Annotated in this window: 13 protein-coding genes; 7 read left to right on the plus strand and 6 right to left on the minus strand. The window is 61.9% G+C overall.

Features of this window, described 5'->3' with window-relative positions:
* Nucleotides 1-41: 41 nt before the first annotated feature.
* The 3 genes from B9N88_RS01710 (at nt 42) to B9N88_RS01720 (ending at nt 3,259) form a co-directional block, all read left to right on the plus strand.
* Nucleotides 42-530, plus strand: coding sequence for a GFA family protein (locus B9N88_RS01710; RefSeq protein WP_027608541.1), 489 nt, complete (start codon nt 42-44; stop codon nt 528-530).
* 94 nt (nt 531-624) lie between these two features.
* Nucleotides 625-2,448: a serine hydrolase domain-containing protein gene (locus tag B9N88_RS01715; RefSeq protein ID WP_027608542.1), complete on the plus strand. Its 1,824-nt coding sequence runs from the start codon at nt 625-627 to the stop codon at nt 2,446-2,448.
* 19 nt (nt 2,449-2,467) lie between these two features.
* Nucleotides 2,468-3,259, plus strand: coding sequence for a MipA/OmpV family protein (locus B9N88_RS01720; protein ID WP_027608543.1), 792 nt, complete (start codon nt 2,468-2,470; stop codon nt 3,257-3,259).
* Nucleotides 3,260-3,334: 75 nt separating this feature from the next.
* On the opposite strand, the gene B9N88_RS01725 is transcribed toward B9N88_RS01720, so the two are convergent.
* Nucleotides 3,335-4,612 carry an ATP-binding protein gene (locus B9N88_RS01725; protein ID WP_027608544.1) on the minus strand — a complete coding sequence of 426 codons (1,278 nt, stop codon included), beginning with the start codon at nt 4,610-4,612 and terminating at the stop codon, nt 3,335-3,337.
* Entirely contained in the window at nt 4,613-5,320 is a 708-nt protein-coding gene (locus B9N88_RS01730) for a response regulator (RefSeq protein WP_027608545.1), read from the minus strand.
* 157 nt (nt 5,321-5,477) lie between these two features.
* Between B9N88_RS01730 and B9N88_RS01735 the strand changes: the two genes are divergently transcribed.
* Nucleotides 5,478-6,677, plus strand: a complete 1,200-nt coding sequence (locus B9N88_RS01735; protein WP_027608546.1) for an MFS transporter — start codon at nt 5,478-5,480, stop codon at nt 6,675-6,677.
* On the opposite strand, the gene B9N88_RS01740 is transcribed toward B9N88_RS01735, so the two are convergent.
* Nucleotides 6,633-7,235, minus strand: a complete 603-nt coding sequence (locus B9N88_RS01740) for a MiaE family protein (RefSeq protein WP_027608547.1) — start codon at nt 7,233-7,235, stop codon at nt 6,633-6,635. The two genes, B9N88_RS01735 and B9N88_RS01740, sit on opposite strands and share 45 nt — an antisense overlap.
* Before the next feature lie 148 nt (nt 7,236-7,383).
* Here B9N88_RS01740 and B9N88_RS01745 point away from each other — a divergent pair, with 148 nt between their 5' ends.
* The gene (locus B9N88_RS01745) at nt 7,384-8,247 is read left to right on the plus strand and encodes a universal stress protein (RefSeq protein WP_027608548.1); all 864 of its coding nucleotides are present in this window, start codon (nt 7,384-7,386) and stop codon (nt 8,245-8,247) included.
* A 34-nt stretch (nt 8,248-8,281) separates the two neighbouring features.
* Here B9N88_RS01745 and B9N88_RS01750 read toward each other — a convergent pair whose 3' ends face one another.
* Nucleotides 8,282-8,752 carry a DUF1289 domain-containing protein gene (locus B9N88_RS01750; RefSeq protein WP_027608549.1) on the minus strand — a complete coding sequence of 157 codons (471 nt, stop codon included), beginning with the start codon at nt 8,750-8,752 and terminating at the stop codon, nt 8,282-8,284.
* A gap of 396 nt (nt 8,753-9,148) precedes the next feature.
* Between B9N88_RS01750 and acnB the strand changes: the two genes are divergently transcribed.
* Nucleotides 9,149-11,758 carry a bifunctional aconitate hydratase 2/2-methylisocitrate dehydratase gene (gene acnB / locus B9N88_RS01755; RefSeq protein ID WP_027608550.1) on the plus strand — a complete coding sequence of 870 codons (2,610 nt, stop codon included), beginning with the start codon at nt 9,149-9,151 and terminating at the stop codon, nt 11,756-11,758.
* A 765-nt stretch (nt 11,759-12,523) separates the two neighbouring features.
* Here acnB and B9N88_RS01765 read toward each other — a convergent pair.
* Both B9N88_RS01765 and B9N88_RS01770 read right to left on the minus strand, forming a co-directional pair.
* Nucleotides 12,524-14,173, minus strand: a complete 1,650-nt coding sequence (locus B9N88_RS01765; RefSeq protein ID WP_027608551.1) for a SulP family inorganic anion transporter — start codon at nt 14,171-14,173, stop codon at nt 12,524-12,526.
* 142 nt (nt 14,174-14,315) lie between these two features.
* Entirely contained in the window at nt 14,316-15,593 is a 1,278-nt protein-coding gene (locus B9N88_RS01770) for a serine/threonine transporter (RefSeq protein WP_027608552.1), read from the minus strand.
* A 442-nt stretch (nt 15,594-16,035) separates the two neighbouring features.
* Between B9N88_RS01770 and B9N88_RS01775 the strand changes: the two genes are divergently transcribed.
* Complete coding sequence (locus B9N88_RS01775) at nt 16,036-16,518, plus strand: DUF4822 domain-containing protein (RefSeq protein WP_027608553.1); 483 nt, start codon at nt 16,036-16,038, stop codon at nt 16,516-16,518.
* The last annotated feature ends 44 nt before the right edge of the window (nt 16,519-16,562 follow it).

Raw genomic sequence — 16,562 nt, forward strand, 5'->3', positions numbered from 1 at the left:
AGCAAAGCGTTGTTACATAAACCCAAGAGGAGTCAGCCCCGATGCAGCTTGAGGGATCCTGCCACTGCGGCGCCGTGACGTTCAGCCTCACCAGCGCCCACCCGTACCCTTACCAGCGTTGCTATTGCTCGATCTGCCGCAAGACCCAAGGCGGCGGTGGTTATGCGATCAACCTGGCCGGGGATGCCAACAGCTTGCAAGTGCGCGGACGCAAACAGATTTCGATCTACCACGCCCGGCTCAAACCCGAGGGCGCCAGCCGTGCCCATGCGAGTAGCGCCGAGCGGCATTTCTGTTCGCAGTGCGGCACTGCGCTATGGCTGTTCAGCCCGGAGTGGCCGGAGCTGATCCACCCGTTTGCCTCGGCCATCGACACGCCGTTGCCGGTGCCGCCGGAGCATACGCACCTGATGCTGGGTTCAAAGGCGCCGTGGGTCGAGGTCAGCGTGCGCAAGGGCGACCTGCAGTTTGAGGAATACCCCGAAGAATCCATCGCGCAGTGGCATGAACGCCATGGGCTCAGCCGTTAACAGTCTTTGACAGTTTCCCGACAAAGCTCGCAAAGATTGTTGGACGGCCCTTCCCTAGCATTCGAGCATCCAAACAGCCATTCGGGTGCTCCTCATGTTTCGCAGATTGCGCGGTATTCCGCTGCTGGGTTGCCTGCTGGGCAGCCTCGGTTGCCATGGGCAGCCGCCGGCACCGCCGCCCATTCAGAAGGGTGACTACGACGCCATCATCCGCTACCTGCAAGCGCGCATTCCCCGGGCGATCGCCCAAGAGCATATCGCCGGCCTGTCGATTGCCCTGGTCAATGGCCAGGAGCTGATCTGGGCCCAGGGCTTCGGCCTGGCCGACAAGGCCCGGGGCGTGCCGGTCACGCCCAACACCGCGTTCCGTGCCGGTGGCATTTCCAAGCTGCTCACCGCCACGGCCGCGCTGCAATGTGTGGAACAACAGCGGCTGGCGCTGGATGCGCCGATCCAGCAGACCTTGCGCGAGTTTTATGTGCGCTCGCGCTTTCATGACGACCAGGCCGCTGCCGACCGCGCTGTCACCCTGCGGCGTTTACTCAGCCACCAGTCCGGCCTGCCCAGCGAACACTTGCGTGACCTGCGCAGCACCTACGCCATGGGGCAGATGCCGATGCGCGTGTCGGGGGTTTGGCTGAGCAGCCCGCCAGGCTCGCAGGTGGCGTATTCCAACCTCGGTTATGCCCTGGTGGGCGCGGCCATCGAGCGCAGCAGCGGCAAAAGCTTTGAAGCCCAGTTGCAAAACAGCCTGCTCAAGCCGCTGGAAATGAACCAGTCGAGTTTTGTCGGCACCGCCAGCCAGCAGGCGTTCCGCGCCCTGGGCTACACGGACGGCGTTGCCAGTACCGATGCCCCGGTGCGCGACCTCGCCGCCAGCGGCCTGTGGGCCAGCCCGAAAGACCTCGCGCATTACGTGCACATGCTCTTCGCCCAAGGCGTCTACAAAGGCAACCGCGTGCTGGGCAGCGCTTCGATTGACGCGATGTTCACCCAGCAGAACACCGGCAATGCGCTGGACTTCGATTGCCAGATGGGCCTGGGCTGGTTCCTCGCCCCATGCGGTGACGAACCCGTCGGCCCCGGTATACGCACTTACCAGCACAGCGGTGGTGGCGACGATTTTGCCGCGCAGTTGAGCCTGCTGCCCGACCAGCAACTGGCCGTGATCATCATGGCCAATGACAGCAACGCCGAAGACCTGGTGGCCGGCCTGGCCACCGACACCCTGCGCCTGCTGCTCCAGGCGCAAACCGGCCACGCGGTCTGCGCCGACGACTGCCAGGCGCCCAGCAACGGCCTGAAACTGCGCCACGTACCGGCCGCCATTGACCGCAAGCGCCTGGCCGGCTTCTACGCCACCGCCTGGGGCGTGTTCCGGATCAAGGATGACGATCAGCGGCTGTCGGGCGAGTTGGCCGGCTACACCTTCGAATTATTGCGCGACGACGATGGCTGGTTGCGCGCGCAAAAGAAAGTGCTCGGCTTCTGGTTCAAGGACCTCGGCGAACTGGGCCGCGTGCAACTGGACGTGATCAGCGTGCAAGGCCGCCAGATGCTCACCGCCCGCAGCCACGGCCAGCGCGTGGCTATCGGTGAGCGCATCGAACCGCCGCCCTTGCCCTCGGCCTGGGCCGACACCATCGGCACCTATCAAGTGCTCAACACCCATGAGCCCGACGCGCCCCTGAGCGGCATCAGCGTGCGCCTGGAAGACGGCTTCCTGGTGATTCGCGGCCAACTGCACGACGAACCGCTGACCGACTACATCCTGCTGCCGATCGACAACGCCCATGCCGTCCTCGCCGGTAACGGCTACGGCCTGGGCGATACGGTGAGCCGCCAGATCAACGGTCTCAGCGCTTCGGGCTACGCCTTCAAACGCACTCGAGCCCCTTATAAACCCTTGGCCTTCTAACCCCCATATGGAACCCTTTATGCGCTCAACCCCCCTGTACCTGTCGCTCTCCTCACTGTGCCTGCTGGCCGCTGCCGACCGCGCAATTGCCGAAGACTGGCAATACAGCCTCAAGGCCGGCATGGCCAACGTGCCCCGCTACAGCGGCAGCGATGAACGCATGACCGCGCCGGTGCTGGGCGGCAAAGTCGTCAGCCCCTGGGGGATCTTCCTCGACACCGACAAAGGCCTGGGCTGGGGCTATGAAGGCAACGCCTTGAGCTTCAGCACCTATATCGGTGCCAGCCATTCACGCAAGGACAAGAATCAAAGCCTGCACGCCGGCTCGAAGCGGCTCAAGGGCATGGGCGAGATCAAGGCCCGCCCGCAGGTGGGGGTGAGTGCCAGCTATAACTTGGGTGGCGTGATTGCCGGCGCGACCCTGGAACACGCGCTCAAGGAAAATGACCACAAAGACAGCGGCAAGGCGTTCACCCACCTGGAGCTGAGCCTGGGCACCACGCTCTACGACGGCCGCTACGGATCGGTCGATGCCAGCCTCAACAGTCACTTTGGTGACCGCAATTACCTGCAGACCTGGTACGGCGTGACCACCGACCAGGCCGCGCAAAGTCGCTTCAAGGCCTACAAGGCCGGTGCGGGCAACATCAGCAATGGCATGAATCTGGTGTGGAGCCTGCCGATCGGCGAGCACATCCAGTTCTCGACCCTGCTGGATGTGCAATACCTGGCGGATGACGCGGGCAAGAGCCCGATTGTGGAGCGGCGCTTGCAGACCTCGGTGATGGGGGTGTTGGAATACACCTTTTGACCGGGTAAGCCCGTCAGAAAATGTGGGAGAGGGCTTGCCCCCTCCCACATTTGCCTCCCACTGTTCTCCGGATACTTATTCGGCAGACGCCCACGTCATGCGAAACGACGCCCCGCCCCACTCCGAATCCATCACGTGCACGTGCCCGCCATGCCACTGCGACACCCGTTGCACCAGCGCCAGGCCGAGGCCGAAGCCGCCGGTGCGGCGGTCGCGACTGGCATCCAGGCGCATGAAGGGCTGGAAGATCCTGGCCCGGCCTTCCTCAGGCACGCCGGGGCCGTCGTCACACACACGCACTTCGTAGCCCTCGCCGAATTTCACCAGCGACACCTCGACCCGGCGCTCGGCATAACGGATGGCATTGCGCAGCAGGTTGATCACGGCGCGGGCCATGAAGCGCGGTTCGATCTGGATAACGTCGACCTCGCAGGTGCGCAACGACAACTGGATGCCGGCCGCCTCCGCTTCCAGCGCGACGCTGCCGATCACGCTGTCGAGCCAGCTGTGGGCCTCGATGCGCTCGCGGGTGACCTGGGTGGCGCCGCGCTCCAGGCTGGCGTAGGTGAGCAGTTCGGACACCATCTCCTCCAGCTCGCCGAGGTCGGCGTACATATCGGCGATCAATTCGCCCCGCTGGTGCGGGTCGGCCTGTTGCTTGAGTTGGTCGAGTTCGAACGATAACCGTGCAATCGGCGTACGCAGCTCGTGGGACACCGCATTGGTGAGTTCGCGCTGGTTGGCGATCAGGCTTTCGATGCGCTCGGCCATCTGGTTGAAGTGCCCGGCCAGCGCACGCACGGTGGAGCTGCGCGGCAGCAGGATGCGTGAGCCGAGGTCGTTGTCGCCGAAGCGCTGCGCGGCCAGGCGGATATGTTCCAGGTCGCGCCAGTGCGGGCGCACCCAGAAATACAGGACGATGGCCAGGCACAGCCCGAGAAAACCGTAGGCCCACAGGTATAACCACTTGGGCTCTTCCGGCAGTTTGATTTCCAGCAGTTGCGTGCCACCGTCGATGCCCGTGAGAAACTCCATGAAGTCGCCGCGCACCACCAGCAAGCCCTGCTCCAGAAGCTTCTGTTCGCGCTCGGTGAGGGCCTGGGCATCCTTCTGCACCAGCTTCAGGCGCAGGCCATAGTGGGACTGCAACTCGGCCAGACGTGCAGCGCGCTGCTCCACGGGCAACGGCCGCAGTTGCTCCACCAAGCCGTATGCCGGGCCACGCATGGCTTCGCGGTTATAGGTCTCGTTGGCTTCGGGGAGCAGTTCGTCGAAGGTGTAGTTGACCAGCCAGATCGCCCCCGCCAGGCCGATCGCCAGAATCACATACAGGCGCAGAAACAGGCGCAGCATCTAGACCTCCCACGCAAACGGATTGAACAGATAACCCTTGCCCCAGATGGTCTTGATGCACACCGGCTCACGGGGGTTGTCGTTGAGCTTGCCGCGCAATTTGCTGATGTACACGTCGACGCTGCGGTTAAGGCCGTCGAAGGCAATGCCGCGCATGCGGTTGAGGATGTCGTCGCGGGAAAGAATCTTGCCCGCGCTGCTGGCCAGCAACCACAGCAATTCGAACTCCATGGTGGTGAGGTCGATCTGCTCGTCCCCCAGTCTGACCACCCGGCAACTGCGGTCAATCGCCAAGCGGCCGAACGCTAGGGCGCCGCGCACCGTCGGCTCGGGCGCCTGGCGACGTTGCAGGGCGCGCAGGCGTGCGAGCAGTACCGGCGGCTTGATCGGCTTGATCACATAGTCGTCGGCACCCGACTCCAGGCCGAGGATGTGGTCCAGGTCGTCTTCCTTGGCAGTGAGGATCACAATGGGGGTGTCGGACACCGTGCGGATCTCGCGGCACACATGCAGGCCACTCTGGCCCGGCAGCATCAGGTCGAGCACGACAATCTTGGGTTTGAAGTCGAGGAACGCCGCCAGGGCTTCATCGCCACGGTGCACCACGCGCACCTCAAAGCCATGCTGTGACAGAAAATGCGCGATCAGCCCTGCCAGCTTCTCGTCGTCCTCAACGAGCAGGACCTTGCCCAGACCCAGGTTTTCCATAAGTTCTCAGTGTGCAAAGGCGGATTGAAGAGCGGGCATTATAGGTGGCAAGCTGGGCAACTAAAGCAACGGTCCAGCAGTCGCCGACGAAGCTTCATGCTTTTAAGAGTTTTTAACAAATAGCCTGCACTTTTTAACGCCATCCACAGGGAGTTGTATGCGCAAGGATTACCTGGCGTTCTTCGTTTCGCTGTTCCTGTCGCGGCTGGCGGACCAGATCCTGTTGTTTATCGTGCCACTGATCGTGTTCCAGACCACCCACAGCGTGTCCTGGGCCGGGCTGGCGTTTTTCGTCGAATCACTGCCGCGCTATCTCGCGTTTCCGGTATGCGGGGCGTTGTGCGACAAGTATTCGCCGGTGCGCATCCTGCATATCAGCCAGGTTTACCGGGCACTGGCCTGTGTGGTGGCGGTGGCGTTGTATGGGATGTTCGACGGTATCTACTGGCTGGTGCTGCTGTCGGCGTTATGCGGGGTACTGACGACCCAGGGCATCATGGCCCGCGAAGTGCTGATGCCCCATGTCTTCCAGCAGTACAGCTATGCCAAGACCCTCTCCTACTCGCAGATCGCCGACCAGAGCGGCCTGGTGCTGGGGCCGCTGGTGGCCGCGCTGATGCTGGCGGTGTGGGCCTGGCACTGGGTGGTGCTGGGGATTGCCGGGCTGTTTGTGCTGGCAGACCTGGCGATGCTGGCCTGGCAGCGTAAAACCACGGCAAGCCTGGACACCCATCGGCAGCACCGGGATATCTGGCTGCAACCGCTGCGCATCGCCTTCGGGCATATCCGTCACCTGGCGGAACTGAAGCGGATCATTACCCTGGCGGTCGGTGTGAACCTGATCATCGGGGTGACGCTGGCCACCTCCGCCGCCATGGTCACCGGGCTGTACGCCGCCGACAAGGACACCTATGCCCTGCTGCAGGCGGCCGGCGCGGGGGTGACCATTGCGATTCTGTTTTACCTGGCACGCTCCACCCTGCCCCTGAAAGTGCTGGGCGGACTGTCTTACTCGATGATCGGCGCCGGCGCGTTGATCATGGCGCTCAGTCCCAACCTGTGGGCATACACCCTGGGCTTCCTGCTGGTCACCGGCTTCGACAAGATGTTCAACGTTTACCTGCGCAGCACCCGCCAGCGGGTCATTCCGGTGCAGGACTTCGGCAAGACCGTGGGCGTGATCACCTTGCTCAACAACCTGCCCCAGCCGCTGGCCGGCCTGGTGATTGCACTGCTGGCGGCGCCGTTGGGCACGCAAGCGGTGATCCTGCTGCTGACCGGGATCACCGCCTTGATCGGCGTGGCCGTGGCCTCAGGCTGGCACGCCACTGTGAAAGCGGAACTCGATATCGGGTGATTCGATCAGCTCCTGCTCGGCCGCCCTCACCCGCTCGATCACCTGGGCGATGTCCTTGGCGTCGCCGTACTGGTAGGCCAGCTTCAGGTAACCCTGGAAGTGCCGCGCCTCGCTTTTCAGCAGGCCGAAGTAGAACTTGCCGAGTTCTTCGTCCAAATGCGGCACCAGGGCTTCGAAACGCTCGCAACTGCGGGCTTCGATAAAGGCGCCGACCACCAGGGTATCCACCAGCTTGACCGGTTCGTGGCTGCGCACCACCTTGCGCAAACCGGAGGCATAGCGCCCGGCGTGCAGTTGGCGCAACTCGACCTTGCGCTTCTTGATCAGGCGCATGACCTGCTCATGGTGCACCAGCTCTTCCCGGGCCAGCCGCGACATCATATTGATCAGGTCAACGTGGGCGTGGTACTTGGCGATCAGGCTCAGGGCGGTGCTGGCCGCTTTGAATTCGCAGTTCTTGTGGTCGATCAACAGGGTGTCCTGATCGGCCAATGCGGCCTGCACCCAGGCGTCGGGGGTTCGGCAACCGAGGAATTCGTGGATTTCGGGCAGGTTCATCGGGCTCACGGGCAAAGGATCACAAAAGGCCGCCGATTATACCCACCGCACCGCAGACCACCAGCCACCGGCCTTGATGTGCATCAACATGACGTCTGGCGGGCAGCAACTATAGTTGTTCCACGCCCACCCTTTTGGAGATCCGATCATGCAAGCCATTCGCAGCATCCTGGTGGTCATCGAGCCCGCGCATTCGGAAAGCCTGGCCCTCAAGCGCGCCAAGCTGATCGCCGGGGTCACCGGCGCGCACCTGCACTTGCTGGTCTGCGATAAGAAACACGAGCATTCGGCGCTGTTGAGCCTGCTCAAGGCCGGCTTGCAGGAGGACGGTTACAGCGTGACCACCGAGCAGGCGTGGAATGAAAGCCTGCATGACACCATTATCGACGTGCAGCAGGCCGAAGGCTGTGGGCTGGTGATCAAGCAGCACTTTCCCGACAGCCCGCTCAAAAAGGCGCTGCTGACGCCGGCGGACTGGAAGCTGTTGCGCTTGTGCCCGACGCCGGTGTTGCTGGTCAAGACGTCCACGCCTTGGGCGGGCGGGGTGATTCTGGCGGCGATCGATGTGGGCAACAACGACGGGGAACACCGCGAGCTGCATCACGCGATCATCGACCATGGCTTCGACATCGCCAGCCTGGCCAAGGCGCAGTTGCATGTGATCAGCGCCCATCCGTCGCCGATGTTGTCGGCGGCGGACCCGACGTTCCAGCTCAAGGAAACCATCGAGGCGCGTTATCGCGAGCAGTGCAAGGCGTTCCAGGCGGAATTCGATGTGGACGACGCGCACCTGCATGTGGAGGAAGGCCCGGCGGATGTATTGATCCCCCACCTGGCCCACACATTGAAAGCGGCCGTGACCATCATCGGCACCGTGGGGCGCACCGGCATTTCCGGGGCGTTGATCGGCAATACGGCGGAGGTGATCCTGGATGCGGTGGACAGTGATGTACTGGTGCTCAAGCCGCAGACGTTGATGGATCACCTGGAAGAACTGGCGACCAAGGCCTGACGCCGATCCCCCTCCCACAGTTGGATGTGTGTCGTCAGTCAGCGAGCGCGTCTTTCAGGAACCCCGGGGCGATATAGCGCTGGTAATGCGCCTCGGAGAGGATAAAGAACTCACGGTCGATGGCATCGCGCAGTTCCGGCAAGGCCCAGTCGCGAAACTCCGGCAACAGCACCATGCCGTACGCCTCCAGGTTATTGATCACCCGCGCGCCGCGGGCAATCAGCTGGTACGCCCAGCAGTACTCGGACTGGTGCGGCACGAAACGGATCTTGCGTTGCTCCAGTTGGCCGCGCAGGGTCTTGGGGTCGAAAATCTCGAGCTTGCCGGCCATCACCTGCACCAACAGTTGCTCCAGCCGCAGCCAGACCGCACGTTTTTCTTCCTCGTTATAGCCATTCCACTGGATCACTTCGTGGTGGAAACGCTTGCAGCCACGGCACACGAGATCGCCGTAGACCGTGGAGCACAGGCCGACGCAGGGGGTCTTGATGGTTTGGTTGGACATGGGCAACGACACGCAAATCAGCGAAACAGTGCGCCATGTTAGCCCTTTGTCTAAGGTTGATCACCCAGCAAACTTGGTGATGCAACTTACCTTTCGAAATTTTTTGCCGTAGAATCATCCGGCCTTGTAAGGCGCCAATAATCCGCTGGAAGCTGTTTTCAAAGCGTCACGAGCACAGTCGTTCCTTCAGAACGGTGTTGGCGATGGTTATTACCCGGTAGGTAATGATCAGCGCCAACCCTCATCAGCTCCGTTCTGCAGGCGTAAAACTTTGAAAGCAGCTTCTGTAAGGAATGCCGGCAGCGCTGGCTTTGCGGCCCAAAAAGCCCCCGAGCGCATGCGTGCCGTTCATTTCTGGATGAGCGTCCCGTGGGACCACTGATGAGGGTAATAACTGTGCTTGAAGCCTACCGCAAACATATCGAAGAGCGTGCAGCACTGGGTATCGTTCCCCAGCCGCTTAATGCCGAACAAACCGCAGGCCTGGTTGAGCTGCTGAAGAATCCTCCGGCTGGCGAAGAAGAATTCCTCGTTGACCTGATCACCAATCGCATTCCACCGGGCGTTGACGAAGCTGCCTACGTCAAGGCCGGTTTCCTGTCTGCCCTGGCCAAGGGCGAAGCCACTTCCCCCCTGATCGACAAGAAACGCGCGGTTGAACTGCTCGGCACCATGCAGGGCGGCTACAACATCGTGACGTTGGTCGAGCTGCTGGACGACGCCGAGCTGGCGCCTGTCGCGGCTGCCCAACTCAAGCACACCCTGCTGATGTTCGATGCGTTCCACGACGTCGCCGAAAAAGCCCGCAACGGCAACGCGCACGCCAAAGCCGTGATCCAGTCCTGGGCTGACGGCGAGTGGTTCCGCAACCGTCCGACCCTGGCCGACAAGATCAGCCTGCGCGTGTTCAAGGTCACCGGCGAAACCAACACCGACGACCTGTCCCCTGCCCCGGACGCCTGGTCCCGCCCTGACATCCCGCTGCACGCCCTGGCCATGCTGAAAATGGCACGTGAAGGCATCGTGCCGGACGAGCAAGGCAAGACCGGCCCGATGAAGCAGATCGAAGAAATGCGCGGCCAAGGCTTCCCGATCGCCTACGTCGGTGACGTGGTCGGTACCGGCTCTTCGCGTAAATCCGCGACCAACTCGGTGCTGTGGTTCTTCGGCGACGACGTTCCCTACGTGCCGAACAAGCGCGCCGGCGGCTTCTGCTTCGGCAGCAAGATCGCTCCCATCTTCTACAACACCATGGAAGATGCCGGCGCGCTGCCGATCGAATTCGACGTGACCAACATGAACATGGGCGACGTGATCGACCTGTACCCTCATGCTGGCAAAGTCTGCAAACACGGCACCGACGAAGTCCTGACCACCTTCGAAATGAAGACCCCGGTCCTGCTCGACGAAGTTCGCGCCGGCGGCCGTATCCCGCTGATCATCGGCCGTGGCCTGACCGACAAGGCGCGCGCCGAGCTGGGCCTGGGCCCTACCGACCTGTTCAAGCTGCCTGAAGCACCGGTCGACACTGGCAAGGGTTTCACCCTGGCCCAGAAGATGGTCGGCAAGGCGTGTGGCCTGCCGGAAGGCAAAGGCGTTCGTCCAGGTACCTACTGCGAACCGAAGATGACCACCGTGGGTTCCCAGGACACCACCGGTCCGATGACCCGTGACGAACTGAAAGACCTGGCGTGCCTGGGCTTCTCGACCGACCTGGTGATGCAGTCCTTCTGCCACACCGCGGCCTATCCGAAGCCGATCGACGTGACCACCCACCACACCCTGCCTGACTTCATCATGACCCGTGGCGGTGTATCGCTGCGTCCAGGCGACGGCATCATCCACAGCTGGCTGAACCGCATGCTGCTGCCGGATACCGTCGGTACCGGTGGTGACTCCCACACCCGTTTCCCGATGGGCATCTCGTTCCCGGCCGGTTCCGGTCTGGTCGCCTTCGCCGCCGCCACTGGCGTCATGCCGCTGGACATGCCGGAATCGATCCTGGTGCGCTTCAAAGGCAAGATGAAACCTGGCATCACCCTGCGTGACCTGGTTCATGCCATTCCTTACTACGCGATCCAGGCTGGCCTGCTGACCGTAGAGAAGAAAGGCAAGAAAAACGCCTTCTCCGGCCGCATCCTGGAAATCGAAGGCCTGAACGACCTGACGCTGGAGCAGGCTTTCGAGCTCTCCGACGCCTCGGCCGAACGTTCGGCTGCCGGTTGCACCATCAAGCTGTCGAAAGAATCCGTCACCGAGTACCTGAACTCCAACATCACCCTGCTGCGCTGGATGATCGGCGAAGGCTACGGCGATGCCCGTACCCTGGAACGTCGTGCTCAAGCGATGGAAGCCTGGGTCGCCAACCCGGAACTGATGGAAGCCGATGCCGACGCGGAATACGCCGAAGTCATCGAGATCGACCTGGCCGAAATCAACGAGCCGATCCTCTGCGCACCGAACGACCCGGACGATGCCCGTCTGTTGTCCAGTGTTGCCGGCGAGAAGATCGACGAAGTGTTCATCGGTTCGTGCATGACCAACATCGGTCACTTCCGTGCTGCCGGTAAGTTGCTGGAGCAGGTCAAGGGTCAGTTGCCAACTCGTCTGTGGCTGTCGCCGCCGACCAAGATGGACGCTCACCAGTTGACCGAAGAAGGCTACTACGGCATCTACGGCAAGGCTGGCGCGCGCATGGAAATGCCGGGCTGCTCGCTGTGCATGGGTAACCAGGCACGTGTAGAGCCGAACTCGACCGTGGTATCGACGTCGACCCGTAACTTCCCGAACCGCCTGGGTGACGGCGCGAACGTCTACCTGGCTTCGGCTGAGCTGGCGGCAGTCGCGTCCACCCTGGGTCGCCTGCCGACCGTCGAAGAGTACATGGGCTACGCAGCGAAACTGGACACCATGGCCAGTGACGTCTACCGCTACCTGAACTTCGACCAGATCGCCGAGTTCCGCAAAATCGCAGCAAGCGCCAACATCCCGGTGATCCAGGCTTAACGGTGTGTTGATGTGAAGGACGCCGCGTATCGCAAGGTACGCGGCGTTTTTTTATGCCTGGAATACCAACACATTCAGTTGATCCCTTTGCTAATGACCCACCGCTATCGGGGGCAAGCCCCCTCCCACAGTTTTGACCGCGCCAGGCGACCTTATACCCTCAACCACACCACCGTCTGATCCTGAGAATGAGCTGACTGATGTACATCGCTCCAAATGTGGGAGGGGGCTACACCCCGATGACCTTATACCTTCAGCTGCGCCACCGTCTGATCCTGAGCCTGAGAATGAGCCGACTGATGTACATCGCTCCAAATGTGGGAGGGGGCTTGCCCCCGATGAGGGAGTGTCAGTTGATGCATCTGCCACTGACCCACCGCCATCGGGAGCAAGCCCCCTCCCACAGTTTCGACCGCGCCAGGCGACCTTATACCTTCAGCTGCGCCACCGTCTGATCCTGAGCCTGAGAATGAGCCGACTGATGTACATCGCTCCAAATGTGGGAGGGGGCTTGCCCCCGATGAGGGAGTGTCAGTTGACGCATCTGCCACTGACCCACCGCTATCGGGGGCAAGCCCCCTCCCACAGTTTTGACCGCGCCAGGCGACCTTATACCTTCAGCTGCACCACCGTCTGATCCTGAGCCTGAGAATGAGCCGACTGATGTACATCGCTCCAAATGTGGGAGGGGCTTGCCCCCGATGAGGGAGTGTCAGTTGACGCATCTGCCACTGACCCACCGCTATCTGGAGCAAGCCTCACGCGTCACGCTTTACCCACCTCAAGCGCCAGCTGCACCGCGCCATCGACGCTCAAGCCACTGAGCAGCACATGGGGCGCGAGCGCTTCGGGCAGCCCCTGCAACACCTCGCGGGCGTCATGCCGCACACGGGCCAGTACCAGGCGCTTGCCCTCCCCGCGCACCTGGGCAAAAAACGCCGCCAGGGCTTCGATGCTGGTGCCGTCCAGGTCCGGGGATTCTTCCAGGCTCAACACCACCGCCTCGACCGGCGACTGGCGCATCAGGCGCAAGGCCGCGCCAAGGATGCGCTCGGCATTGGCAAAAAATAGCGCTTCGCTGGGCCGCACGATCAATACCCCCGGCACGGCCAGGGCATCGGCATGGTGCTGGCGATCGACAAAGTCATGACTGTCACCCAGGCGCCCCAGCACCTGGATGTCGGCTGAGGACATCTGGCGCAACATCAACATCACACTGATCGCGACCGCGAGCAGCAAACCATCCAGCACACCCAGCACCAGCACTGCCGTTACCGCACAGATCACCAGCACGCGATCGCGCCGCCACAGGAAATAACGCCCGAGCGGCTGCACGCTCAAGCCTCGCCCCAGGGCATAGATGACGACGGCGGCCAGCACCGGCTCCGGCGTGAGCGCGACATAGGGCAGCACCGTCAGCACAATCAGCAGGATCACCAGCGCCGCGACAATCCCCGCCAGGCGCGAATAGGCGCCGGCCGCCTCGTTGGCCGACGTCGCCGAATACCCGGCACCGGCCGGCATGCCGTGGAACAACCCGGAAACCAGGTTGGCCGCGCCCAGCGCCAGCAGGTCACGGTTGGATGACACCCGGTCGCCATGCTTGAGCGCGAACGAACTGATAGAGCCGTAGGACTCCGCGTACAGGATCATCACCAGCGCAAACGCCAATTCCCCCAGGCGCAGCCAGTCGGCAAACGGCAGCACCGGCAAATGCCCCAGCTCCAGGCGCAGGTCGATCATGCCAATCTGCGCCACCCCATAGGCCTGCAGGTCCAGGTACTGCCCGGCAACGATGCCGAGCACCACGACCACCAGGCCACCGGGCAGGCGCGGGAGGCGTGCGCACAGCCACAGCACCAGCAATGCCAGCCCCGCCACCAGTGCCGCAGGCCAGTTCCAGCGCGGCAGCTGTTCCAGCAACTGCGGCAGAAAACGGATCAGGTTGTTATCGGTGAGGTGCACACCCACCACACCGGCCAATTGCTTGAGGATGATGGTCAGCGCCAGGCCGAAGGCGAAGCCACGCAACACCGGCTTGGCGATAAACGAGGTGACGCCGCCGAGCTTGAACAGCCCGGCCAACAGGAAAAACACCCCGGTGAGCAACACCAGCCCGAAGGCCAGGGACAGCCTCAGCGCCGGGTCGTCACCCGCCAGGCTCGCCGTGGCCGCCGCCAGCACGGCCGCCGACGACGAAGTGGCCGAGACAATCGCAAAACGGCTGCTGCCGAACAGGCCGTAGCACACCAGCCCGGCAAACAAGGCGATCACCCCGGCCTGGGGCGGCAGCGCGGCAATACTGGAATAGGCCACGGCCTCCGGCAGCAGCAAACCGGCAATGGATAAGCCGGCCAGCAGGTCTTGGATGCGGTTCGACGGTACGGCAACGGGTGCATCGGTTTCAGTCTTCAATCGGCCCAACCCATCCTGGCAAAAAGCGTGGGTAAGCTTAGCCCTCATTGCCCGACTGCGGTTGCGCCACGTCAGCTTTTGCGCAGGCAAAAAAGCCGATTCGCGGTGGACGCGAATCGGCTTGCGGGCGTGAGCCCCGGGGTCAGGACAGCAGCGAGTAAATCAATGCGGTAATCGCCACCAGGCCCACTGCCGTGACAAACACGTTGGACGCCTGCCCACGGTACCTGGCCATGGCCGGCACCTTGCGGATCGCGTACATCGGCATCAGGAACAGGATCGACGCGATGATCGGCCCGCCCAGAGTCTCGATCATGCCGAGGATGCTCGGGTTCAGCGTGGCAACGATCCAGCACACCACCAGCATGAAGGCGGCGGTCATGCGGTCGAGAGTCTTGGCGGCCGGACGGCGACCGCTTTTGAGCACCAGGCCCTTGAGGCCTTCGCTGGCGCCGATGTAGTGACCAAGGAACGACTTGGCAATCGCCACGAACGCGATCAACGGCGCGGCAAACGCGATGGTCGGGTTGTTGAAGTGGTTAGCCAGGTACGACAGGATCGACAGGTTCTGCTGTTTGGCTTCAGCCAGTTGCGCCGGCGACAGGGTCAACACGCAACTGAACACGAAGAACAGCACCATCACCACCATCAACAGGTGCGCGCGGGACAGGATCTGCGAACTGCGCTCATCGGCGTGTTCGCCGTACTGGCGCTTCTGGTCGACCGCAAACGCCGAGATGATCGGCGAGTGGTTGAACGAAAACACCATCACCGGAATCGCCAGCCACAAGGTGTTGAGCAACGCCGACGGCGCCGGCACCACACTGGCGGTGCTGAGGATGCCGCCGTTCCAATGGGGGATCAGGTACACCGCGAGGAACAGCAAGGCGACGATAAACGGGTACACCATCAGGCTCATGGCCTTGACGATCACCTGCTCACCGCAACGCACCACCGCCAGCAGGCCGAGGATCAGCACAAACGCCAGCAACGCCCGTGGCGGCGGCATGATGTGCAACTGGTGTTCCATGAAGCTGCTGACCGTGTTGGTCAGGGCCACGCTGTAGATCAGCAGGATCGGGAAGATTGCGAAGAAGTACAGCAGCGTGATCAACGCACCGGCCTTGACGCCGAAATGCTCTTCGACCACATCGGTGATGTCGGAACCCGCACGACCGGAGAGTACGAAACGGGTCAGGCCACGGTGGGCAAAGAACGTCATCGGGAACGCCAGCACTGCCAGGATCACCAAGGGCCAGAAGCCGCCCAGGCCGGCGTTGATCGGCAGGAACAAGGTGCCGGCGCCAATGGCGGTGCCGAACAGGCCAAGCATCCAGGTGGTGTCCTGGCGGCTCCAGCTTGAGAGGGTTGCAGGTGTCGTTGCATAGCGTTCGTCGACGCTATTGGCCTGATCATTCATCCGGTCGGATCTCCGCATTTACACGGCCGGGACGAGTCAGAAAAACCTGACAGGCAGCGCCCCGACCATAGAAGGGGCCGGATTGTCCGGGATTCTCGTGAATAAGCAAAGACTTAGCTGAGGAACGGTTATGCGGTGCAGAGGCTCAAGCGCGGCCCTGGGCAGTCGTTTCGGGGAGCCGCCGCGGGTTTCTCGAGTGGCTGCCAGGCGCCATTGACGAGAGCGATCCATGACTCTAGTCAATAGACTCTCCATACTTTTAGAGAAGTCACCTACAGCAAAAAAAGAAATCTCTCGTATCCAGTTAAAAGTTTAACCACGACGCCTTTGCAATTGTTACACAACCCTACATAGCCATTGAGCAATCGCCAAAAACCCAACTAACATCGCCCCGTTCCAACCGAAGAACAACATGCTTATTTAAAATAACAAGGACTCCAATATGCGAAGACCTACTGTTGTTTTTGCTGGATTATTGATCACGGGCCTACTCTGTTCGTCCGAAAGTTACGCCACTGACGTTCACGCACTGGCGTCCTCGCCTCAATGGCTGACCACCAGGGTTTATATCGAAGGCGAGCCGGACACCGACGTCAAGGCCAGCTACCCCGGGGTGGTAGGCATATCGATGTGGGACCCGCAGCGCAATCGCTATGAGTTCTTCTACACCGATACCGGCCGCTCGAAATACGCCGATGGCGGCGGCGGTTACTTCCTGGTCACCGGCGATAAAAAGACCCATATCCTGGTCCCTGACCTTGGTCCGACCAGAACCATTGTCAGAAGACTCGAAAAACTCGACAGCAGCGAATTCACTTATTCCCGCGAAGTGTCGCGCGACATGGTCAGCACTAACCCGCCAGTTCGAATTTATGTGGTACACGCCCCCTACACCGGCCCCATAAAGACAGTCATGTCGAACTGATTAAACACTCATGTTTAGTGATAAAACCGAATAATAAACAAGGC

It is taken from the genome of Pseudomonas sp. LAMO17WK12:I1 (assembly GCF_900177315.1).
GTDB lineage: Bacteria > Pseudomonadota > Gammaproteobacteria > Pseudomonadales > Pseudomonadaceae > Aquipseudomonas > Aquipseudomonas marginalis.

Coding starts and splice junctions, on each gene's coding strand:
- B9N88_RS01775 (WP_027608553.1), top strand. CDS start 16,036: ATGCGAAGACCTACTGTTGTTTTTGCTGGATTATTGATCACGGGCCTA.
- B9N88_RS01725 (WP_027608544.1), bottom strand. CDS start 4,612: ATGCTGCGCCTGTTTCTGCGCCTGTATGTGATTCTGGCGATCGGCCTG.
- B9N88_RS01710 (WP_027608541.1), top strand. CDS start 42: ATGCAGCTTGAGGGATCCTGCCACTGCGGCGCCGTGACGTTCAGCCTC.
- B9N88_RS01770 (WP_027608552.1), bottom strand. CDS start 15,593: ATGAATGATCAGGCCAATAGCGTCGACGAACGCTATGCAACGACACCT.
- B9N88_RS01730 (WP_027608545.1), bottom strand. CDS start 5,320: ATGGAAAACCTGGGTCTGGGCAAGGTCCTGCTCGTTGAGGACGACGAG.
- B9N88_RS01740 (WP_027608547.1), bottom strand. CDS start 7,235: ATGAACCTGCCCGAAATCCACGAATTCCTCGGTTGCCGAACCCCCGAC.
- B9N88_RS01745 (WP_027608548.1), top strand. CDS start 7,384: ATGCAAGCCATTCGCAGCATCCTGGTGGTCATCGAGCCCGCGCATTCG.
- B9N88_RS01720 (WP_027608543.1), top strand. CDS start 2,468: ATGCGCTCAACCCCCCTGTACCTGTCGCTCTCCTCACTGTGCCTGCTG.
- B9N88_RS01735 (WP_027608546.1), top strand. CDS start 5,478: ATGCGCAAGGATTACCTGGCGTTCTTCGTTTCGCTGTTCCTGTCGCGG.
- B9N88_RS01715 (WP_027608542.1), top strand. CDS start 625: ATGTTTCGCAGATTGCGCGGTATTCCGCTGCTGGGTTGCCTGCTGGGC.
- B9N88_RS01750 (WP_027608549.1), bottom strand. CDS start 8,752: ATGTCCAACCAAACCATCAAGACCCCCTGCGTCGGCCTGTGCTCCACG.